Below are 19,942 nucleotides of genomic sequence, written 5' to 3' on the forward strand. Positions count from 1 at the left end.
GTCACGTCGAGCCGTCAGATCGATTTGATTCCGATGGCCTGTTCCAACTGCGGTACGGCCACGATTTCGTTTGCCGTTCCGGAAGAGTACCGTACGGACGCGCCGTCGGCAGCCAGCGTCGTTTCGTTCTGCCCGCACTGTCTGACCCTCGAGCCAGCCACCGGTGAGGCAACTCAGACGAGCGAGGGAGACCCCGAGTTTACCCGGGTCAGCGATGGGTTTCCGACTCAGCCCGCACGTGCGGTCCCGCTTGCGCTCGCAATCGGCCTCTGTTCGTCACTCGCGACGAACCGCACTGCAATCGAGCTGTTGCTGAGAGAAGTCGAACGAGCCGGCACTGATCCGTTGCTGGTGCTCGACCGGCTGGTCGCCGATCCATCGGTCGACCCGGCGATCGATCTCGAGCGGCGACGCCACCAGCTCGAGCAACTGCTCTACTGACGGTATCGGCTGTGCGCTGCTGGACTAAACTGACGTGTACGAACAACACAGAGACCGCCAGCGTGAGACGCTGACGCTCGCTGATACGGGACGCGAGAGTGAGCGCAGTCCAGGTACCTGTTAGCAGTTACTTGCCCGTCGGCCGCACGCTATTGCTGACGGCCTGTTTCACCTGCAGGGCGGCACTGGCTGCCAGCCCGCGGGCGACTTCGTCGCGTTCGTCGTCGGTGATGACCTCCTCGGCAGCCACGGCGTCCTCGAGGTCAGGCGTGAAGCCGGCGCTGACGGGGTGGCCGACCGGCGGCCGAACGGCGACAGTGACCTGCGGGCCGGTCATGCCACTCGAGACGTCGGCGTCGACGACGTATTCGTTGGGGAGGAACTCGCGTGTGCGCGCAGCGATCCGCGAGACGTCGCGGTGAAGCAGTCGTTTCTGCGCACTCGAGAGGTCCGGAACGTCCGCCGCGGCACGCTGCCCAGCCCCAGTCTCGCCCGGTAGCCCTGCGTACGGCGTATTTCCGTTCATGAGAAGTGTGTACCCGTAGCAACGAACTGCCGGGTGAAAAGGGTTCGCCTTCAAGCAGTCTACAGGATCGGCTCGCTTTCGCCGTACACCGCGAGGACGACGGCGGTCGTGTATCGGCCCGAATCGGCCTGGTGGCTCTCGACGGCGATGCGTGGCTCGGTAAACACCCAGTCGCGCAGGTTCTGGCCCGCGGCGAGCCCTTCGCGGACCCGGCGCTCGACGTCCTCACGGTCCATCTCGCCGGACGTCTCGTAGAATAGTCCAGGACCGTCGTCGACTGACTGAGACCACGCGAGCGCGGCGCTCGCGCGACCGGGACCAGCGGTTGTCGCCCGGGCTTCGACGACAGTCAAGCGCTCGCCGGCAGGGCCGAGATCGGGGGCAGTACCGACAGCTTCGACGTGGGTCTCGGCGGGGATCACCGAGGACACCGAAACGAGGTTGTAGTTCTCGACGCCGGCGTCGGCGAGCGCGGCGTCGTAGGACGACATCGCCGTGGGGCCCGATGCGGTTCCCCAGACGACTCGAATCGTGCTCATACTCGTTCTCGGGGCCGGGCAGCGTAAGGCGTTGCGATTCATTCGAGCGACAGTAATACCAATTGTTATCACCGAGACGATCGAAGTGTTAGGAAACTATGGTCTTTGACCGCCGATCCCTGCTTGGGAGTGCCGTTGCGCTCTCGATCCCAGCCCTCTCGGGGTGTGTTCGTTTCCAAGGAAAACAGGGCACCGACCCTGACTCAGTGCAGGCAAGTGGCCAAGGTGCAGGTGCTGCGGATGTCTCCGTCCATAACCTCCACGATGAGCCGGTCACGATCTCGATTCACGCCGAGAACATCGAAGAGAATAGGAATCAGGAAGACGAGGTTCCGATCGCCGAAACGGTAACACTCGAGTCCGCACAGACGCACACAGTCAACAACAAAACGCGGTTTGGTTCGGAATACACGGTGTCAGTGTCCTTGGATAACGTGTACACCGAAGAGGCGACCTGGACGCCCGACAGTGGTGGCGGTCTCCACGTCATTTATGACGGGTCTGAGAACTTCATCTTCGCCGACGAGTTCGCCTGATTCGAGGTTGTAACCGGTTTCAGACACCCGCACGACTCGCCAGCGCAGCCCTGTCGCGCTGTGAGAGAGTCAGTGCCAGATTGCGACACGGTCTCTCTGAACCGTCGAGTTGTATGAAATCGGCAGCGTTCGACCCGATCCACCGAACGCAGTCTCGATAACGCCACTTCGAACGCCTATCGAAATCGAACCCCCGCCAGCCGTCGGCGGTGTTACTGGTAGAAGTAGCCTGCCGACGAAACCACGTCGCTCGAGTCGTCCTCTTCGATCTTCTCTAAGGCATCGACGAAGTCCTGATGAATGACCTCGTCGCGGTCGTTACGGATGGCAAACATGCCAGCTTCGGTGGCGAGGCTCTCGATTTCGGCGCCGGAGTAGCCGTCGGTGTCGGCGGCCAATTCGGCGAAGTCGACATCGTCGGCGACGTTCATGTCGCGTGTGTGGATCTCGAGGATCTGTTCGCGCCCGGACTCGTCGGGTTCGGGCACTTCGATGAGGCGGTCGAACCGACCGGGGCGGAGGATGGCCCGATCGAGCATGTCGAAGCGGTTGGTCGCGGCGATGATGCGGATCTCGCCACGGGCCTCGAACCCGTCCATCTCGGAGAGCAGTTGCATCATCGTTCGCTGGACCTCGGCGTCGCCGGAGGTTTTGGACTCGGTCCGACGGGTCGCGATGGCGTCGATCTCGTCGATGAAGATGATGGCTGGTTCGCGCTCGCGGGCCATCTCGAAGAGGTCACGGACGAGCCTCGAACCCTCGCCGATGAACTTGCGGACGAGTTCCGAGCCGGCCATCTTGATGAAGGTGGCGTCGGTCTCGTGGGCGACGGCTTTCGCGAGCATCGTTTTGCCGGTGCCCGGCGGGCCGTACAGGAGCACGCCGCTCGGGGGATCGATGCCGACCTCGTCGAACAGTTCGGGTTCGGACAGTGGCTGCTCGACGGCCTCGCGGACCTCGCGGACCTGCTCGTCGATGCCGCCGATGTCGGCGTAGGTGACCGCGGGTTTCTCGGTGATCTCCATCGACTGGGCGCGCGCGTCGGTCTCGGCGTTCAGAACCGTCTGGATCGCAAAGGAGTCGTTGACGGCGACGCGGTCGCCGGGCTCGACGCGGTCGACCATCCGCGGAGAGACATCGGTGAGCACTTCCTGATTGTTGCCGTGTTGCTTGACGATGACCTGCGCGTCGTCGAGGACGTCCTCGACGGTGGCGATGTACAGCGACGAGCTCTTGAGCATCTCGTTTTCGCGTTCGATCCGATCGACTTTGTCCTGGAGGCGCTCGCGGCGGTCCTCGGCGTCATCGAGCTGGGCTGACAGCTGCTCGTTGACGTCGACGATATCCTCGTAATGCCCGCGAAGCGCCTCGAGCCGCTCGTCGTCGGGAAGATCGGAGTCGATATCGCGGTGAGGTCGGTCGGGAATAGACGGGCTTCGAGACATCCTGATATACGCCGATAAGATATGGACAGTAAATGTGCCTTTGGGTCGCGGAGGCAGAGCTATTGGGTATCGTTACTGTCCACCCAGCAATTGCAAGCGATCGGGAGTGAACGTGCTCAGATTAGTCGAGCAGCGACTCGAACTCGTCGAGACGCTCGCCGTAGGTCTCGAGCGCGCGGTCGATCGGGTCCGAACTGCTCATGTCGACGCCCGCGATCCGCAGGAGCTCGAGGGGATACTCGCGGGAGCCCCGCTTGAGGAACTCGAGGTAGTCCTTGGCAGCGGGTTGGCCGCGTTCCAAGACGTCGTCAACGATCGCGAGCGCGGCGGAGATACCGGTCGCGTACTGGTAGACGTAGAAGGCCCGATAGAAGTGAGGAATGCGCATCCACTCGCGGGCGATCCGGTCGTCGATGGCGGCAGGTTCGTAGTAGTCTTCCTTGAGCCCTCGATAAAGGTCGTCCAGCCGATCGGCGGTCAGCGGCTCGCCTGCCTCCTCGAGGCGGTGGGTTTCGTGTTCGAACTCCGCAAACAGCGTCTGGCGATAGAGCGTCGAGCGCACGCGCTCTACGAACTCGTTCAAGACGTGTTTGCGGAACTCGGGATCGTCGACCGTCTCGAGCAAGTGGTTGGTCAGCAGGGCCTCGTTGACCGTGCTGGCGACTTCGGCGACGAAGATTTCGTAGCTCGAGTAGACGTAGGGCTGTTCGTCCTTGGTGAGTTCGGAGTGCATCGAGTGGCCGAGTTCGTGGGCCAGCGTGTACATCGAGGCGATGTCCTGCTGGTAGTTCAGCAGGATAAACGGCTGAGTGTCGTAGGTGCCACCCGAGTACGCGCCGGACTGTTTGCCCTCGTTCTCGTAGACGTCGACCCACCGAGAGTCGAGACCCTCGGCGACGCGGGACTGGTACTCCTCGCCCAGCGGTGCGAGCGCGTCGACGACGTACTCGGTCGCCTGCTCGTACTCGAGGTCGGGTCCTTCGTCACCAGTCAGCGGCATGTAAAGGTCCCACATCTGCAGTTCGTCGACATCCAGCGCCTGCCGCTTGAGGTTGGCGTGATGGTGGAGCTTGTCGATGTTGTCGTGGACGGTGTCGACGAGCGTGTCGTAGACATCGACGGGGACGTTCGGGCCGTCGAGGGCGGCTTCGCGTGCCGTGTCGTAGTTGCGTGCCTGTGCCGTCTTTACGTCGGCTTTGACGCTGTTTTTGTAGCTCGCTGCGACCGTGTTCCGGACGGATTCCCACTCGTCGAAGTAGTTCTCGTAGACGCGTTTGCGGAAGTCCCGATCGGGCCGTTTGAGCAGATTTGTGAAGTTACTCTGGGTGATCTCGACGGCCTCGCCTTCGGGGTCCTCGATGGTCGGGAACGCCATGTCGGCGTTCGAGAGCATGGTGTAGACTTCGCCCGTCGCGCCGGTCACCTCACTCAAGTCCGCCAGCAGCGCTTCGACCTCAGCCGAGCGCGTGTGCGGTTTCATCCGGAGCACGTCGTCGACGTAGTGGTCGTAGGTCTCGAGGTCGGATTCCTCGTCGACCATCTCGTCGAACTCCTCGCGGGTCAGTTCCTGGAGTTCGGGGTCGATAAACGACGCCGCAGACTGGGCGTCGACAGCAAGCGACTGTGCGCGGGCAGTCAGCGCCTGGTAGTGCTGGTCGGTCGTGTCCTCGTCGCGGCGCATGCGGGCGTAGGCCGCGACCGTCGACACCTCGCGCATGAGCTCGTCGCGTAACTCGAGCACTTCGAGGAGGGTTTCGGCGTCGTCGGTCGTCTGTCCCTCGTAGGACGCGAGGTCCTCGACGCGTTCGGCGACTGCCTCGTAGGCGGCCTCCCAGTCATCGTCGGTCGCGTAGATGCTCTCGAGGTCCCAGGTATATTCCTCATCGACCTCGGAGCGGTCGGGAACGGAACTCATAGCTCCGGTTTCGGAGCCCCCGCGGTAAAGCGTGTCGGACCCTTTCACGGCGTATCCGAGACCGTCTGCTGTTTCGCTATCCCGGTGGAGTCGCCGGGCAGTCGCGGGCCCACCGGCACCCACTGCCAGCAGTCAGTGTCAGTCGGCACTATATTCAGTCATAATTATCTTTTGTAGCCGGCACGCTACAAAGAGACGATGCAACAGATTTCACGGCGAGCGATGATCGGAGCGTGTGGGGCGTCGCTCGCGTTCGGTGCGGGCTGTCTCGGTGACACGGCTGATTCAGACGGAACCGGGCCCAATCAAGGGACAGGGAACAACTGGTGGGCATCGTTCCGTGCCGGGCCGTCGAACACGGGATCCGTCGACACGGCCATTCCGACGGCGGAACCAACAGAGCGATGGACTGCGGAGCTCGCTCGGGAACCGAAGACCGCAGCCATCGTCGACAGAACCGCGTATCTCGCTGCCGGCTCGACGCTCCACGCGATCGGCCTCGAGTCGGGCAAAACACAGTGGACGGTCGCCCTCGAGAGCGATCGGACCGCCGCGCCAGCCGTGACTGACGACGCCGTGGTCTGTCCGACCGGTTCCGGGCTGATCGTCGTCAACCGCGATGGAAAAGACAGGCGACGGATCGGGTTCGATGGCGACGTGTCGAGTCTGCGCTGGACGACACAGCAACAGGTCCAGTCGAAGCCGTCGTCACCGACCGTCGCCGACGGCACGGCCTACGTCGGAACGTCGAACGGCGATCTCATCGCGGTCGCGCTCGACGAGGATGGCGTGACGTGGCAGTCCTCCGCGACGGTCGGCTGGACAACCCTCTCGCAGGCCCGGCAGTCGGGTGCCGTCGTCTCCTCGCCCGCCGTCGCGGGCGGCCGGGTGATCGTCGGTACCGAGGCGGGTATTGCAGCGTTCGACGCGACCAGCGGCTCGAGCGAGTGGACTCACGAAACCGACCGCGCAGTGCGATCAGCGCCGGCTGTCGTGGATGGCATGGTCTACGTCGGCGGCACGAAGCCGTTCGCACTCGAAGCCAACAGTGGCGACCTCGAGTGGCAGGCCGAGGATGCGTTCACGGCGATGGCCGACCGCCGGTCGAACAGGTGGACCGGGGCGCGTCAACTCCAGCAGCGAGTGGCGATGGAGCCGTCAGTCGCAGTCGCCGACGAGCTCGTCGTCGTCCACGAACCGGACGAACGACTGGTGGCACTCGAGCGAAGCGACGGCAGCACGCGGTGGGAGACGCCGCTCGAGCGCATCGAGCCGATGGCGGTCCAGTACGCGCCGAGCTGGTCGTCGCCGGCGATTGCCGGTGACGTGGTCGTCGTCGGAACGTCACAGGGACTCGTCGCCGCCTCGCTGACCGACGGCGAGGGACTGTGGCGAGTTTCGACCGAGAGTCGCGTCGTCGCATCACCTGCGGTTGCCGACGGGACGGTCGTCGTCGGCGATAGCAGTGGGATGGTCTATGCACTCGCGGAGACTTAGATTTCGGCGTCGACCGTAATCGCTCGTTCGACTCTACCGTATCCCGTCGGCGACCTGACCGGCGACTCGCGCTCCCGTCCGCCGTTCGATGCGACGGCGGTCGAACACGGCGCGAGCGCTCTCGGCGGCGTCGTCGTCGGTCTCGAACGTGAGGTCGGGATAGGCTACGTCGGTCAAGACGAGCGGCTCCGGCGGTGCCGGCGCGATACCCTCGGGACCGGGCAGCGGCTCGGGCTCGAACACCCGATCGAGTTTCGCGAACGACGACTCGCCGCTCCCGATCTCACAGGCCAGCGAGACGAGTCGTCGGACGAGTTCGCGGGTGAATCCGCCCGCGCTGGCAGTGACGACGAGGTAGTCGCCGTCTCTGGTCGCTGTCAGCGCCAAGGTTCGTTCGGTGTTGTGATCGTCGGGTGTCAGATTCGCCACGTCGTGCGTTCCGGATAGCGCCTCACAGGCGGTCAAAAAGTGCTCGTCGTCGATCAGAGCTATCTCGGAATCAGCCGGGACGTCGGATGGTGCGTACAGGTGATAGGTGTACGTCCGGCGGCTCGCGTGATGAGTCGCGTGGAACCCGTCGGGTGCGTCGGCGCTCGCCCACGCGCGCACGTCGGCGGGGAGTTCGGCATTGAGCGCCCGCGGCGTGAGCCAGCCGGGGGCCTCGAGTGCGATCGTCTGGGCGAGCGCGGAGACGCCCGCGTCGGTGCGACCGGCAGCGGCGTAGCCGTCGGGTTTGTCGGCATCGGACTCGAGGACCCCGAGTGCCCGAAGCGCGTCGAAAATGGTGTCCTCGACGGTTGGAACATCGGGCTGGCGCTGGTAGCCGTAGTAGTCCGTGCCGTCATAGGCGATCCGGAACGCGCGGAGGAGCATGGAATCTCGAGTCGATCCAGCGGGGCCAGCGGGTTATACTGTTCGCTGTGGACTCGGACGGATGCAAGCAATGCGGCGAGAGCGCGAACATCAGCGCGCCGATCTCGAGACCGATCCGAGGCTGGTCTCGGTCGACCGTTACAGTTCGTCGTCGGTGTCGTAGCCGTCAGAGTCTGTATCGTCGATCTCGATCTCGGTCTCGTCGACATCGAATTCGTCGGTCTCGAGTGGCGACCCATCGGCAGTGATCGTTCCATCCTGAATCTCGATCGTGACACCGTCGTCGTCGGACGACGCCCCCAACAGCTGGCTGGTCGCCGATTCGACTTCCCGATTGATCGACCAGGCGAACCGCAGTACCGACTCGAATTCGGTGCCGACCTCGCGGACGCTGCGCTGGTCGGCAAGCGTCCCCAGACTCTGTGCGCCCTCCGGGTGGAGGTATTGGATCGGGTGGTCGGTTGGGACTTCCCGCAGGTCGAGATCGAACGACCAGAGATACGGCAGGAGCTGGAGGGCGTAGCCCTGCGGTTTGGGTGCCCGCCGGCCAGCTGCGGTCAACGCGACGGTCTTCGCCGTCGACTCGCTGTCGGTGTCGAAGGAGACGCCCGGTATGCCCGGAATGGTGACTCGCATACTCGAGTGAGAGAGTCACGGACGGGTGAGTCCACACCCGGCACACCCAACCCCGTTTTATCGGATGGTGTCGGCGAACTTGTCCCGCCGGTAGAGATCGAGTTCGGTCACGCTCGAGCCGCCCCGACTCGCGGCAAAGCGGATCGCCTCGGCGATTTCCTCTGGTTCGGTCGCCTCCCCCTCGTCGAAGCGCTCGACGAAGGGGTCGCCGTCGGTGCTCCCGAACTGCGAGCGGACTTCGGAGGGGTTGACGATCGTGACGCCGACGCCGTCGTCGCCGACCTGGGCGGCGACGCTCTTGGCGAAGCCCCGAACCCACCACTTCGACGCGGCATAGACAGGGTTGAACGGTCGCGGGTACTGGCCGGCGAAACTGCCGACGAAGATCAGGTGCCCACCGCGCTCGCGGACGTGCGGAACCGCCGCCCGTGTCGCGTAGAAGACACCGTCGACGTTGGTCTCCTGCATCGTCTCGTACTCGTCGGTTGTCAGCGCCTCGACGTCGCTCCCGCGGGCCAGCCCCGCGTTGTTAACCAACACGTCGATCCCGCCAAAGCGGTCGACGGTCGTCTCGATGAGTGCATCGATGTCGTCCTCCTCGCGGACGTCCGTCGGGACGACCAGCGTCTCGACGTCGTGGTCGGCCTCGAGGTCGTCGGCAACTGCTTCCAGTTGCGCCTCGCTTCGCGCCGCGAGAACAACGTTTGCACCCGCCGCCGCGAGTTCGTGGCAGGTCGCCGCACCGATCCCGGAACTCGCACCCGTGACGATCGCCGTTTGCTGCTCGAGTGTGGTAGACATCATTGCCCACATCGACGGGCAGATGCTAAAAACGATGGCCGCGGTATCCGATATCCCGGTCGAAAGCGAGGGAACCGGTAGTCAGTAGTCCTCGAGCGCGTACAGTTTGCCGTATTTCTCGGTGACGTACTCGAGGAAGTGATCGGCGGTCAGGTCCTCGCCAGTGGCCCGTTCGATCAGGTCGGGCGTGACGAAGTGTTTGCCGTGCTGGTGGATGTGCTCGCGGAGCCAGCCGTTGAGGTCGTCGAACTCGCCCTCGCGGATCTCCTCGTCGAACGGGCCGCGGTCATCCTCGGCAGCGGCGTACAACTGTGCGGCGAGGACCGAGCCCAGCGAGTACGTCGGGAAGTAGCCGAAGTCGCCGTGCGACCAGTGGATGTCCTGCAGACAGCCCTCCGCGTCCGTCTCGGGACGGACGCCCAGATACTCCTCGTACTTGTCGTTCCAGACCTGCGGGACCTCTGAGACCTCGAGATCGCCACGGATCAGATCGCGCTCGATCTCGAAGCGGATCACGATGTGAAGGTGGTAGGTGAGTTCGTCCGCCTCGACGCGAATGAGGTTGTCGTCGTAAACCTGATTTGCGGCTTCGTAGGCCGCGTCAGGAGAGACGTCCTCGAGCCCCGGGAACCGCTCGCGGGCAACCGGCAGGAAATGTTCCCAGAAGGGGCGGGAACGACCGATGTGGTTCTCCCAGAGCCGGGACTGGGATTCGTGGACCGACAGGTCGCGGGCTTCGCCAAGCGGCGTACCGTAGCCCTCGTCGGGGAGGCCGAGCGTGTAGTTCGCGTGGCCGAACTCGTGGATGGTCGAGGTGATCGACCCCAGCAGGTCTTCCTCGTCGAAGCGGGTCGTCACGCGGGCGTCGAACTGCGTCCCCGAGGAGAACGGATGCGGCGCGGTATCGAGCCGCCCCCGGTCCCAGTCGTAGCCGAGCGAACCCAGCACGTCGCGTGCGAGCGCTTCCTGATCGTCGTCGTCGAACTCCCCCGCAAAGGCGTCAGTGGCGAGGTCAGCGTCACTATCTTGGATCGCGTCGATCAGTGGGACGAGTTCCTCTCGCAGGCGCTCTAGGACCCGTTCGGCAGTCTCGAGGTCGATGTAGGGCTCGTAGTCCGCAAAGAGGACGGCGTAGGGATCGGCATCGGGATCGATATGGGCGGCGTACTCGCGTTTGAGTTCGACCAGTTTCTCGAGGGTCGGTGCGAACTGCTCGAAGTCGTCCTCCTCGCGGGCCTGCTTCCACGTCGGATGGGCGTTCGACGCCGTCGCGGAGAGTTCTTCGACGAGTTCTTGGGGAACGCTCGTCTCGCGGTCGTACTGGCGTCGGGTCTCGCGGACGACCGCGGCCTGCTCGTCGGTGAGGTCGTCGTCCTCAAGGTCGTCGAGCAGCTGTCCGGTTTCGTCGGCAGTCAGGAGTTCGTGACTGAGCGACGACAGCGTCGAGAGTTGCTGGGCTCGGGCCGGCGTCCCCTCGTCGGGCATCACAACCTCCTGGTCCCATCGCAGGATACCGGCGGCGTTGCCAACGTTCGAGATGCGCTGGACGCGTCGTTCGAACTGCTCGTACGTGTCGGCCTCGGTCGCATCGCTTCCAGCCTGATCGGTCGCCATAGCCGTATCGTTCGCTCGGAGCCGGTATCAACGTCTGGGTTCCGGTGGCTCGAGTCGTCGCGAGAATCGGCGGCGATAGTGGGACGGACTCCTGGCAGTGTCGGCACACCCCCAACCCGTTACACGGATGCGTCGAGACCCAGTGACAGCAGTCCGTCTGAGCCAGAGAAGGCAGTCAACCGCCGTCGAAATGATGTCAGACGTTCTTTAAGTCGTTACTCGTCGACGGGCTGACGAGGCTGGTCGCTGTCGTCGTCCTCGTACTTGTATACGACGCCGTCTTCTTCGTCTGCCGTGACAGTATGTGCGCCGTCACAGAACGGCTTGTCGTCGGACAGACCACACTGGCAGACGTAGATGTCGCCATCGTGGTCGTCTGGGTCGATCGCAGTCGGTTCGCGTTCCTCGTGAGTGACTTCGCGTGCCATCAACTGGGGTAACGAACGGCTGCCCCATATACCTAAGCGAACTTATGTGTTACCAGGTTGTGCTCGTCCCACCAGGGGACGAGTGTCCCACGGTTTCGTCCGTGATACGTATCCCATTTGTCAGGACATAGATTGATATCATATCAATTGCAGTCCCCCTCGAGAGTATACCCCCAGTAGAACGTGCAAGCACCGGCCTGTTCCGCGGGGATCCGTAGCTATCAGTATGGCAATCGCATCACCAGTCGCGTCGGTCATCGTGTTCCTCGTGAGCCTGCTGATCGGTGCGCTCGGCATCTACGCCGGCGCACGCGTCATCGTCGGACGGACTGGCTACGATCACGCCATCGTCACCGCGCTGATCGGCGCGATCGTCTGGGCCATCGTCGGCTTCACTGTCGGGTGGATCCCCCTCGTCGGCCCGTTGGTCGCCCTGCTGGCCTACGTCGCGGTCATCAACTGGCGATATCCCGGTGACTGGACCGCCGCGGCGATGATCGGCCTCGTCGCCTGGATCACCGTCCTGATCGTCCTCTACGTCCTCGCCGCGGTCGGCATTACGAGTTTCGGCGCGGTCGGCGTTCCGGGCCTCTGATCAACCGAGTGGAGTACTGTCAGCGGGTTTAGTGTGATGGCGGCCACGTCTCCGCGACCCACCGGTAGGTCTCGCGACAGCGCTCGAGGACGGCGATCGAGACGCTCTCGCCGTCGGTGTGGGCCTCGCCGGGCTCGGAAGGGCCGTAGATCACACACTCCGTGCCGGCGTCCGAGAGCCAGCCCGCGTCGGTCGCGTGGGGTTTGGTGACGTGTTCGGGGTCGGCATCTTGTGCCGCCGTTGCGGCCTCGAGAACCGCATCGGCAAAGGACGCGTCCTCGCACTGCATCGGCGGCCAGTCCTGGTCGACGGTCCACTCGATTCCCTCGCGGTCCGCGATCCGCTCGAGGGGGGCGCGCTCGCCCGGCACCGTCCGCTCGTCGACGGTGAACGAACAGCGGGCAGGGACGACGTTCCACGCGGAGCCACCCTCGATCTCGGTGACGGTGAGGCGTCCCTCGATGATCTCGCCCGCGACGTCGACCGACGGGGGCTCAAGTGCCCGAACACGGTCGATCGCGTCCGTCGCGCGGTAGATGGCGTTCTCGCCGGCGTCGGCCTCGCTGGCGTGGGCCGCGGTTCCGTGGGCAGTGATCGTACTTCCGCGTCGGCCCTTGTGCGCGACGGCGACATCGGTGACGTTCGGCCCCGAGTAGTTGGTCGAGCCCTCACCGACGATGGCGTACTCCGGGGAGAACCCCTGCTCGATCGCGTGGCGTGCGCCGACACCGCCGACTTCCTCGCCGACGAAACTCGCGAATACGAGTTCACCGGCGGGGGTGGCATCATGGAACGCGAGCAGGGCAGCCACGAGCGCGCCTTTCATATCCGCCGTCCCACGGCCATAGAGTCGACCGTCTCGTTCCTCGACGGTGTATGCATCGCCCATCTCGGTGACTTGCGAGTCAACCGGCTCGACAACATCGTGGTGGCCGACGAGTGCGAGTGTCTCGTCGCCACTGCCTTTCCGGGCGAATACGTTCCCGACCTCGTCTCGGCGTACGTCGGCGTCGGTCTCGCGGCGCAGCCACGACTCGAGGAAGTCACCGGCAGCAGTCTCGTCTCCGTGGCTGGGAATCGAAACGAGCTCGCGCGTCAACTCGACGAGAGTCATGCGGAGGCAATCACCGGCAGTCGTGTTCAGTGCACCGAAAAGGCTGGGGAGACTGCTGTCGTTGCGGAGGAGGGCAGCAAACGCCGTTCGTCGTCAGTCAACTTGCTCGTAGACCGGCGGCTCCGTCTCCTGTTCGTCGTCGGTGAGCCGCGCGACCGAGTCGCGCACTTCGCGGAGGCTGGCCGTCTGTTCTTGGCTCGCCGCCGCGACCGATTCCGCCGCATTCGCGACCTTGTCAGCCGACTGGGACAGTTCCGCGAGCGTCTCGGCAGTTGCTTCGACGCCCCGTGCCTGCTGGTCGGCCGCCGCCGTCACGTCTTCCATGCCCGTCGCCGTCTGCTGTGCCGACTCGTGGATCGACTCGAGCGAGTGGACGGTCTCTCTAACCCGGTCGGTGCCGGCGTCGACACGGGTGACCGTCTCCTCGGTCGTCGCGACCGTCGCGCTGGCGTCCTCGCGGACGGCTTCGACGGTGTCTTCGATCTCCGCGAGATCCGATTTGGTCTGTTCGGCGAACGAGCGCACTTCGTTGGCGATCACACCCATCGTGTCACCGTCACCGCCGCCACGAGAGGACTCGATCTTCGCGTTCGCTGCCAGCACCGTCGTTCGCTCGGCGAGGTCGTCGAGTCGGTCGACGATCTCGTCGATCTCTTCGGTCCGCTCTGCGAGCGAGTCGACGGCCTCGGCGACGCGGTCGGTCGCGTTTTCGATCGCCTCGAGTTCGTCCAAGGCGTCGTCGGCGGCTTCGACCCCTTCGGCAGCGAGTTGCTCGGTCCGGTCGCTTTCCTTGCTGACTTGGTCTGCCACGCTTGCGACCTCCTCGACGGCGGCGCTCACTTCGTCGAGTTCGCGTGCGGCCCGCGTGACACCGGCAGCCTGTGACTCGGTGTGCTGGCTGATCGCCTCGGCGCGCTTTGCGACCACCTCGCCCGACTCGTGGAGTTCGGACAGCGGGGCCTGCACGTCGGTTTCGACCTCGCTGGCGAGGCGCTTGCGCTGTTCGATCGACTCCTCGAGTCGCTTCGCGTAGGAGTCCACGTAGGTTTCGGTCGCGATCTGCATGTCGAGGTTGATGATTCGGAGCAGCGAGAGGATGTCCATCATGCCGTCGTCGATGGCATCTCTGACGGCTGCTTCGAACGACTCCTCGAGCCCGTCGTCGATATCGTCATCGCTGCCGCCGAATCCCAGCGCGCCGACGACTTTGCCGAGTCCGCCCTCGTCGCTCTCGGCGTCGCGTTCTGCCGCCCACTCCTCGATCGCGTCGACGACTTGATCTTGGACCCGCTCGTTCATCCGCGAGAGCAGCAGATCGTAGTAGACGCCGTATTGGCCCACGTAGTGTTTCAGCGGCATATCGAGCATTTCGTGGAGCTTTCCGATCCGGGTCCGGTTTTCGAAGTACGACAGATCGTAGTCCCCCGTCGCCAGCGAGACGAGATACGCCTGCTGGGTCTGTTTGAGCGCCTCGACGCCCTTCGGCGACCGATTGATGACCTTCCGCGTGCCCTCGTACTGCAGAATGTTCTCGTAGAAGTCGTCGGAAATCTCCTGGCGATTGTCCCGTAACAGCGGCTCGAGATCCGAGAGTCGCTGTTGATCGGTTTCGTCGAATCCGATGAAGTGTTTTCGCCACTCGACCTCGTCTTCGTCGAGGCCAATGCGATCAACGAGTTCGTCGACATCGAGAAAACCGTTGAGTCCCCCCTTACCGAACGTCTGCTCCGGTTGCATACCAACACTCTAGTTAACCGGTCAGTTAAGATTCCGTTGATGTTCCCGTCGAATAGGAACGTACGCTTCTATCACTGTTAGAAACAACTACCGGTATCGTCACCTTCCTCGGACAACACGGTTCCCATCGTCCGGACTCGAGACGCCCTCGTCAGTGGCGACAGGCGTCGAGACACGATCGAGCCCCCGGGGACTCTTGTCCGACAACAGAGTGTATCGTACAGCGGCGATCGGTGGTTCCAGAACGGCTACGGTCTCCCGAAGACTGCAAGCATGCATCGAGCTGTCGGCACGAGGTGCTGTGAAACCCTTATAGGCGTACGTGAATCAGTTTACGTATGAACGTCGTGCCGGATACGAGCGTGGTCATCGATGGCCGCGTTTCGGCGACAATCGAAGACGGGCAGTTCGAGGGAGCGACGATCTGTGTGCCCGAAGCAGTCGTCGCGGAACTCGAGGCGCAGGCAAACGACGGACTCGACAGCGGCTGGGACGGTCTAGAGGAGCTCCAGCGGCTGGCCGAGCTGGCCGACGAGGGCGTCGTCGACCTCGAGTACGTCGGCGAGCGGCCAAGCGCCATCGAGCGCGGCCACGCCTCCGAGGGCGAGATCGACGCCCTGATCCGTGATCTCGCGGAGGACCTCGACGCAACCTTCGTCACCAGCGACGTCGTTCAGGCGGAGGTCGCACAGGCGAAGGGACTCGACGTCGAACACGTCTCGCCCGAGGTTCGCAGAGTCGGCACGCTGGCCGTCGAGGAGTACTTCGACGACCAAACGATGAGCGTCCACCTGAAAACGGACGCTATCCCGCGGGCCAAACGCGGCGAACTCGGCGCAATGGCCTACGAGGAGATCGCCGACGAGCCCGTAGACGAGGCGACGATGGACGAGTACGCCCGCGAGGTCATCGACGGTGCCAAGGAGGCCCACGACGGCTTCATCGAGCTCTCAGAGCCGGGCATGACAATCGTCCAGTTCCGGGATTACCGGATCGCGATCGGTCGCCCGCCGTTCTCGGACGGGATCGAGATCACCGCCGTCCGCCCGATCGCCCAGACAGACATCGACGACTACGAGCACGCCGACGAACTCAAAGAGCGACTGCTCGAGCGCCAGCGTGGCGTCCTCATTTCGGGTGCGCCCGGGGCCGGGAAGTCGACGTTCGCACAGGCGGTCGCCCGCTACATCTCCGATCACGACTACTCGGTCAAGACGATGGAGAAACCACGGGACCTGCAGGTCGGCCCCGACATCACCCAGTATACCGAACTGGGCGGCGAGATGGCCAAAACGGCCGACGCCCTGTTGATGGTCCGACCGGACTACACGATCTACGACGAGGTCCGCAAGACCGACGACTTCGAGGTCTTCGCAGACATGCGGCTGGCGGGTGTGGGCATGATCGGTGTCGTCCACGCGACCAGACCGATCGACTCGCTCCAGCGGCTCGTCGGTCGGGTCGAACTCGGGATGATTCCCCAGGTCGCCGACACCGTCGTCTACATCGAAGCCGGGAAAGTCGAGACGGTCTACGACGTCAAGACGACGGTCAAAGTGCCTGCCGGACTCACCGAAGAGGACCTCGCCCGGCCCGTCATCCAGGTTACGAACTTCCAGACCGGCGAGCCCGAATACGAGATCTACACGTTCAACCGTCAGGTCGTCACCGTCCCACTGAAAGACGAGGAGGGCGGCCCCAGCAGCGAGTCCGGCGTCGACCGCATCGCCAAACAGGAGATCGAACGCGAGATCCGCTCGGTCGCCCGTGGCTACGTCGATGTCCAACTCAAAAGCCAGGACAAAGCCATCGTCTACGTCGAAGAAGACGACATCTCGAGCGTCATCGGCAAAGGCGGCGGTCGGATCACCGATATCGAAAACCGGCTGGGGATCGATATCGACGTTCGCACGCACGACGAGAACCCCCACTACGGTACTGGCGACGGTGGTGGCGGCGGCGCGAGCGCCAACAGCGCCGGTGGCGGGTCACAGGCCGGCCAGATGGTCCAACCCGAGATCACCTCCCGGCACATCGTCATCCCCGTCGACGGCAACCACGGCGAAACCGTCGAGATTCAGGCCGCCGGTGACTACCTCTTTACGGCGACGGTGAGCCGCGGCGGCGAAATCCAGGTCTCGCGTGGGAGTGCGATCGCGGAGGAACTCGAGCGAGCGATCGATCGGAAAGACCCGGTCACAGTCGTCCCGTCGTAGAACACGCCGCGAGCCAGCCGAGTGATCGGCGCTCCAGACGGAGCCCTATGGCGACCAGAGCCGCTGTTCTCGGTCGAGCAACGTGACGATGACCACGTGCGGAAGCGTCAGGACGGCGATCGTCACCAGATAGAGCGCGAGCACGTCGGGGACGGTCGCGGGCGTGCGCGGGACGGCGAGCCCGATCACAACGAGGACAAGCAATCCGCCTGCGGTCAGCGGCGCCGCATCGCGGGCGAAGCGACGAGACGCGGTGCCGATCGCCTCCCGTTCGAGCGCCCCGCCGGCGACGGCGTCGACGAGCATCGTTCTGAGGATATGCCGGAGGGAGTGCCAGAAACAGAAGTAGAGCCCGATCGCGAGGATCGGCGGGACGATTGCGAAGTAGGCGACGAGCCCGATCGTCTCCGCGGTGTCGACGATCCACGGGCCACGATCACCGTCGCTCGTCCGGAGGAAGCCGAGACCCGTCGCGAGCACGATGAGGGAGCCGAAGCCGATCGCGACGGCTGCCCGCACCGACGCGGAGAACGCCGGCTCGAGCGCAGTCGCCGCGTCGGGGTCGAACAGCCCGACGAGTGTCTCGGCGACGAATGCGTACTGGGCCGGAAACGCGACCAGCGGGACGAGCATCGGAAGCCCGCCCCGGACGACGAGAGCGAGGAGCCGGCTGGCCCGCGTCTCGAGATGGGGGGCACGGACAAGTGCGAGCAGGGCGTAGACGTCGCCTTGCCCCCAGTGGACGAGCGTGACGAAGATAAAGAGGACGAACGCGACGACGGGGGCGAGAAACCAGACGGCGGCGTACGCGGTGCCGACCAGCAGATAGAGGCTGCCGACGAATGCGAGCGACCGCAGGGTGACGGGGTCGCCCCGGGCCCGCGGCAACACGAGGTGGTCGACGGCCCCGTGGGGAAGCCCGAGGACGACGACGCTGAGCGCCAGCGGAACGTACTGGTACGCGAGCGGCGGCGAGCCCACGAGGATCGTGACCGAGACGACGGTGACGATAAGCACCAGTCCGACGCCGAGGCACAGGCGAGCAGCCAGTCGACGGGCCGCGGCATCCGTGTGGAGGACACCGCCACTGGAGGTCGTGTCACCGGTCATCAGAGTTCGCGGCGATTCGGGTCGCCACCCTGGCGAGGGACGGGAGTTCGTGGACGTGCTCGAGCAGCCACATGTACATGACGAGTCCCTGAACGAGGAAGACGTTGGTCACGAGAAAGAACAGCGCTTCCTCGATCGGAAGTCCCAGGGGCGCAAAGCCGATCGTGTGGACGTCCGAGATGGCCCAGACGCCGAGTTCGATCGCGATACGGTCGACGATCCAGAGGTAGATCGTCGGCACCGCGATGGCGACAACCAGCGGGCGACGGACGTCCCAGAGGTACGTGAGGCCAAACCCCCACTGGATGGCGAGGATCGGCCCGGCCCAGAGCAACAGCCAGCCGAGATAGTACGTCGAGGTGTCGGCAGCCAACAGCCAGCCGACGCCGGCGATCGACAGGCCGCCCCCGACGCCGAGCAGCCGGTGCGTGAGGGGGATCGCCAGCGATCGATCGGCGGTCGCCGGCAGCTGGAACAGCCAGAACGCGGTCAGTATCGGCTGGAGAACGAAGAAGAGGTATTCCTCGATCGGCGTGTGCCAGACCGTCGCGACGACCGCTCCCTCGCCGTACCACCAGACCTCCTCGGGGATCAGGTGATTCGTCAACGGCGTCGTATAGATGACAGCGAGGCCGATCAGGATGGCGAGTCCGGAGAGTGGCCGAGCGCCCCACCAGGCCCGATCGCGTCGACGCGCGAGCCAGCCCAGAACCAAAAGCGGCGGGAGGATGAACGTGAGGTGAACACCGAAGTACGTGAGTGGAACGGTCATGAGTGTGCCGGCGTGTGCTGCCGGTTCTCCGCTGGGAGCGGGCCTCGTGGTCGGACTAGGGACGGCGTCGACAAAGCCCCAAATCCGAACTGGTTAGGCCCGTTCGGGACCCGAGGCGACGCATCGGTGCTGACACGGGTGCCGGATCGACTCGAAACCGGGACGGTCAGTCGTCCGACGGCCCGGACCCGGGGAGGCTGGCACCGTAGTTCGCGCCGCCGGTGATCGATTCCGGCTCGTCGACGACGTAGAACATGGCAAGGAACGTCACGACGTACTTCGTGATGATGTCGAGGACGCTGTAGCCCCACGAGGTGATCGCGACGTCTAAGATCGCGACCCCTTCGACGCCGAGCATCCAGAGGATCGGATAGCCGAACCAGCCGACGACGGTGAGGAGTTTGAGCGTCCGGAACAGATCCGACGTTCCCGTTCGCTCGGCCTCGGCGGTCCAATCGACGAGGATAACGTACACGATCACGAGGAAGAAGATCGACCCCAGCACGAACCACCACCAGCGCAGCACCAACGAGGACGTGGTCAGTGCGGCTGCCAGGCCGGTGACACACATCGCGATAGTAAACGCACAGGTTGTGAGAATCTTCGTCCAGTTCGACCCGGCGATCATTCCGAGCACGATCAGGATGAACGGCGTGGAGAAGGTCCACGTGAGGTACCGGCCCCACATCACCAGGACGCCGTCCGCACCGGTCGTCGTCGCACCCGCCGCCGGGTGACCCGCCGGCATCTCGATAACGCTCAGCGTCAGCCCCGACGTGAGGCCGGTGTAACTCGAGATCGAGACGACGGAGATCAGCAGCAGTGCGGTCGCGATCGCCTTCGCACGCGGATCGGTAAGCGAGCGTCCGAGGTAGACGATCCCGAGAATCGTGAGGCCGGCGAGGGCGATGTTGACGACGAACGACAGCGCGAGCAGCGTGTTGCCGCCACCGAAGACGTACTCGAACAGTTCCGCGTCGGTCGGCCCGGTTTGGAGCACGTGTGCCCGGATAGCGAACGCGACAAGTGACTGCATGCGTACACGTTACGTCAGCATCATTACCCATAAACGGGTGTTCGTACAAATGCGGAACCTCATCGGTGTTGAGCGGTCAGCGTGCGGGAAGCGGCCAGCGCCGCGATCGCA

General features: G+C 64.3%; 19 protein-coding genes. 5 read left to right on the forward strand and 14 right to left on the reverse strand.

The features are described from left to right. Positions 1 to 33: 33 nt before the first annotated feature. On the forward strand, positions 34 to 441 hold the full coding sequence (locus tag ACERI1_RS12140; protein WP_373618438.1) for a DUF6276 family protein: 408 nt from the start codon (positions 34 to 36) through the stop codon (positions 439 to 441). 127 nt (positions 442 to 568) lie between these two features. Here ACERI1_RS12140 and ACERI1_RS12145 read toward each other — a convergent pair whose 3' ends face one another. Both ACERI1_RS12145 and ACERI1_RS12150 read right to left on the reverse strand, forming a co-directional pair. Beyond that, complete coding sequence (locus ACERI1_RS12145) at positions 569 to 967, reverse strand: DUF5811 family protein (protein WP_373618439.1); 399 nt, start codon at positions 965 to 967, stop codon at positions 569 to 571. Between the two features lie 59 nt (positions 968 to 1,026). Next, on the reverse strand, positions 1,027 to 1,506 hold the full coding sequence (locus ACERI1_RS12150) for a pyruvoyl-dependent arginine decarboxylase (RefSeq protein ID WP_373618440.1): 480 nt from the start codon (positions 1,504 to 1,506) through the stop codon (positions 1,027 to 1,029). Between the two features lie 98 nt (positions 1,507 to 1,604). Between ACERI1_RS12150 and ACERI1_RS12155 the strand changes: the two genes are divergently transcribed. Next, positions 1,605 to 2,042 carry a hypothetical protein gene (locus ACERI1_RS12155; RefSeq protein ID WP_373618441.1) on the forward strand — a complete coding sequence of 146 codons (438 nt, stop codon included), beginning with the start codon at positions 1,605 to 1,607 and terminating at the stop codon, positions 2,040 to 2,042. 212 nt (positions 2,043 to 2,254) lie between these two features. Here the strand turns inward: ACERI1_RS12155 and ACERI1_RS12160 are convergent, their stop codons facing one another. Both ACERI1_RS12160 and pepF read right to left on the reverse strand, forming a co-directional pair. Then, positions 2,255 to 3,487: a proteasome-activating nucleotidase gene (locus ACERI1_RS12160; protein ID WP_373618442.1), complete on the reverse strand. Its 1,233-nt coding sequence runs from the start codon at positions 3,485 to 3,487 to the stop codon at positions 2,255 to 2,257. Positions 3,488 to 3,608: 121 nt separating this feature from the next. Further along, a complete protein-coding gene (pepF, locus tag ACERI1_RS12165) occupies positions 3,609 to 5,402 on the reverse strand; it encodes an oligoendopeptidase F (RefSeq protein WP_373618443.1) in 1,794 nt (597 codons plus the stop codon). Positions 5,403 to 5,600: 198 nt separating this feature from the next. On the opposite strand from pepF, the gene ACERI1_RS12170 reads away from it, so the two are divergent. Beyond that, positions 5,601 to 6,899: a PQQ-binding-like beta-propeller repeat protein gene (locus tag ACERI1_RS12170; protein ID WP_373618444.1), complete on the forward strand. Its 1,299-nt coding sequence runs from the start codon at positions 5,601 to 5,603 to the stop codon at positions 6,897 to 6,899. A gap of 33 nt (positions 6,900 to 6,932) precedes the next feature. On the opposite strand, the gene truA is transcribed toward ACERI1_RS12170, so the two are convergent. The 5 genes from truA to ACERI1_RS12195 all read right to left on the reverse strand — a co-directional run bounded on the left by truA (position 6,933) and on the right by ACERI1_RS12195 (position 11,251). Then, positions 6,933 to 7,772, reverse strand: coding sequence for a tRNA pseudouridine(38-40) synthase TruA (gene truA, locus ACERI1_RS12175; protein ID WP_373618445.1), 840 nt, complete (start codon positions 7,770 to 7,772; stop codon positions 6,933 to 6,935). Between the two features lie 138 nt (positions 7,773 to 7,910). After that, entirely contained in the window at positions 7,911 to 8,408 is a 498-nt protein-coding gene (locus ACERI1_RS12180; RefSeq protein WP_373618446.1) for a hypothetical protein, read from the reverse strand. 57 nt (positions 8,409 to 8,465) lie between these two features. Then, on the reverse strand, positions 8,466 to 9,209 hold the full coding sequence (locus tag ACERI1_RS12185; RefSeq protein ID WP_373618555.1) for an SDR family oxidoreductase: 744 nt from the start codon (positions 9,207 to 9,209) through the stop codon (positions 8,466 to 8,468). A gap of 81 nt (positions 9,210 to 9,290) precedes the next feature. Then, entirely contained in the window at positions 9,291 to 10,823 is a 1,533-nt protein-coding gene (locus ACERI1_RS12190) for a carboxypeptidase M32 (RefSeq protein ID WP_373618447.1), read from the reverse strand. Between the two features lie 215 nt (positions 10,824 to 11,038). Continuing rightward, positions 11,039 to 11,251: a CDGSH iron-sulfur domain-containing protein gene (locus ACERI1_RS12195; RefSeq protein ID WP_373618448.1), complete on the reverse strand. Its 213-nt coding sequence runs from the start codon at positions 11,249 to 11,251 to the stop codon at positions 11,039 to 11,041. A gap of 226 nt (positions 11,252 to 11,477) precedes the next feature. Here ACERI1_RS12195 and ACERI1_RS12200 point away from each other — a divergent pair, with 226 nt between their 5' ends. Then, positions 11,478 to 11,846 carry a hypothetical protein gene (locus ACERI1_RS12200; protein ID WP_373618449.1) on the forward strand — a complete coding sequence of 123 codons (369 nt, stop codon included), beginning with the start codon at positions 11,478 to 11,480 and terminating at the stop codon, positions 11,844 to 11,846. A 28-nt stretch (positions 11,847 to 11,874) separates the two neighbouring features. Here ACERI1_RS12200 and ACERI1_RS12205 read toward each other — a convergent pair whose 3' ends face one another. Both ACERI1_RS12205 and ACERI1_RS12210 read right to left on the reverse strand, forming a co-directional pair. Continuing rightward, positions 11,875 to 12,960, reverse strand: a complete 1,086-nt coding sequence (locus ACERI1_RS12205; protein ID WP_373618450.1) for a M20 family metallopeptidase — start codon at positions 12,958 to 12,960, stop codon at positions 11,875 to 11,877. A gap of 93 nt (positions 12,961 to 13,053) precedes the next feature. Then, positions 13,054 to 14,697 carry a protoglobin domain-containing protein gene (locus tag ACERI1_RS12210; RefSeq protein ID WP_373618451.1) on the reverse strand — a complete coding sequence of 548 codons (1,644 nt, stop codon included), beginning with the start codon at positions 14,695 to 14,697 and terminating at the stop codon, positions 13,054 to 13,056. A 338-nt stretch (positions 14,698 to 15,035) separates the two neighbouring features. Here ACERI1_RS12210 and ACERI1_RS12215 point away from each other — a divergent pair, with 338 nt between their 5' ends. Then, positions 15,036 to 16,913, forward strand: coding sequence for a PINc/VapC family ATPase (locus tag ACERI1_RS12215; protein ID WP_373618452.1), 1,878 nt, complete (start codon positions 15,036 to 15,038; stop codon positions 16,911 to 16,913). A 45-nt stretch (positions 16,914 to 16,958) separates the two neighbouring features. On the opposite strand, the gene ACERI1_RS12220 is transcribed toward ACERI1_RS12215, so the two are convergent. The 3 genes from ACERI1_RS12220 to ACERI1_RS12230 all read right to left on the reverse strand — a co-directional run bounded on the left by ACERI1_RS12220 (position 16,959) and on the right by ACERI1_RS12230 (position 19,831). Then, positions 16,959 to 18,023 (reverse strand): Brp/Blh family beta-carotene 15,15'-dioxygenase, encoded by a 1,065-nt coding sequence (locus ACERI1_RS12220; protein ID WP_373618453.1) that lies wholly within the window; start codon positions 18,021 to 18,023, stop codon positions 16,959 to 16,961. After that, positions 18,013 to 18,795, reverse strand: a complete 783-nt coding sequence (locus ACERI1_RS12225; protein WP_373618454.1) for a lycopene cyclase domain-containing protein — start codon at positions 18,793 to 18,795, stop codon at positions 18,013 to 18,015. Before ACERI1_RS12225 ends, ACERI1_RS12220 begins: the two co-directional genes overlap by 11 nt. Before the next feature lie 166 nt (positions 18,796 to 18,961). Then, the gene (locus ACERI1_RS12230; protein WP_373618455.1) at positions 18,962 to 19,831 is read right to left on the reverse strand and encodes a bacteriorhodopsin; all 870 of its coding nucleotides are present in this window, start codon (positions 19,829 to 19,831) and stop codon (positions 18,962 to 18,964) included. Between the last annotated feature and the right edge of the window lie 111 nt (positions 19,832 to 19,942).

The organism is Natrinema sp. HArc-T2, from assembly GCF_041821085.1.
Lineage (GTDB): Archaea > Halobacteriota > Halobacteria > Halobacteriales > Natrialbaceae > Natrinema.

Coding starts and splice junctions, on each gene's coding strand:
- ACERI1_RS12140 (WP_373618438.1), top strand. CDS start 34: ATGGCCTGTTCCAACTGCGGTACGGCCACGATTTCGTTTGCCGTTCCG.
- ACERI1_RS12145 (WP_373618439.1), bottom strand. CDS start 967: ATGAACGGAAATACGCCGTACGCAGGGCTACCGGGCGAGACTGGGGCT.
- ACERI1_RS12150 (WP_373618440.1), bottom strand. CDS start 1,506: ATGAGCACGATTCGAGTCGTCTGGGGAACCGCATCGGGCCCCACGGCG.
- ACERI1_RS12155 (WP_373618441.1), top strand. CDS start 1,605: ATGGTCTTTGACCGCCGATCCCTGCTTGGGAGTGCCGTTGCGCTCTCG.
- ACERI1_RS12160 (WP_373618442.1), bottom strand. CDS start 3,487: ATGTCTCGAAGCCCGTCTATTCCCGACCGACCTCACCGCGATATCGAC.
- pepF (WP_373618443.1), bottom strand. CDS start 5,402: ATGAGTTCCGTTCCCGACCGCTCCGAGGTCGATGAGGAATATACCTGG.
- ACERI1_RS12170 (WP_373618444.1), top strand. CDS start 5,601: ATGCAACAGATTTCACGGCGAGCGATGATCGGAGCGTGTGGGGCGTCG.
- truA (WP_373618445.1), bottom strand. CDS start 7,772: ATGCTCCTCCGCGCGTTCCGGATCGCCTATGACGGCACGGACTACTAC.
- ACERI1_RS12180 (WP_373618446.1), bottom strand. CDS start 8,408: ATGCGAGTCACCATTCCGGGCATACCGGGCGTCTCCTTCGACACCGAC.
- ACERI1_RS12185 (WP_373618555.1), bottom strand. CDS start 9,209: ATGTCTACCACACTCGAGCAGCAAACGGCGATCGTCACGGGTGCGAGT.
- ACERI1_RS12190 (WP_373618447.1), bottom strand. CDS start 10,823: ATGGCGACCGATCAGGCTGGAAGCGATGCGACCGAGGCCGACACGTAC.
- ACERI1_RS12195 (WP_373618448.1), bottom strand. CDS start 11,251: ATGGCACGCGAAGTCACTCACGAGGAACGCGAACCGACTGCGATCGAC.
- ACERI1_RS12200 (WP_373618449.1), top strand. CDS start 11,478: ATGGCAATCGCATCACCAGTCGCGTCGGTCATCGTGTTCCTCGTGAGC.
- ACERI1_RS12205 (WP_373618450.1), bottom strand. CDS start 12,960: ATGACTCTCGTCGAGTTGACGCGCGAGCTCGTTTCGATTCCCAGCCAC.
- ACERI1_RS12210 (WP_373618451.1), bottom strand. CDS start 14,697: ATGCAACCGGAGCAGACGTTCGGTAAGGGGGGACTCAACGGTTTTCTC.
- ACERI1_RS12215 (WP_373618452.1), top strand. CDS start 15,036: ATGAACGTCGTGCCGGATACGAGCGTGGTCATCGATGGCCGCGTTTCG.
- ACERI1_RS12220 (WP_373618453.1), bottom strand. CDS start 18,023: ATGACCGGTGACACGACCTCCAGTGGCGGTGTCCTCCACACGGATGCC.
- ACERI1_RS12225 (WP_373618454.1), bottom strand. CDS start 18,795: ATGACCGTTCCACTCACGTACTTCGGTGTTCACCTCACGTTCATCCTC.
- ACERI1_RS12230 (WP_373618455.1), bottom strand. CDS start 19,831: ATGCAGTCACTTGTCGCGTTCGCTATCCGGGCACACGTGCTCCAAACC.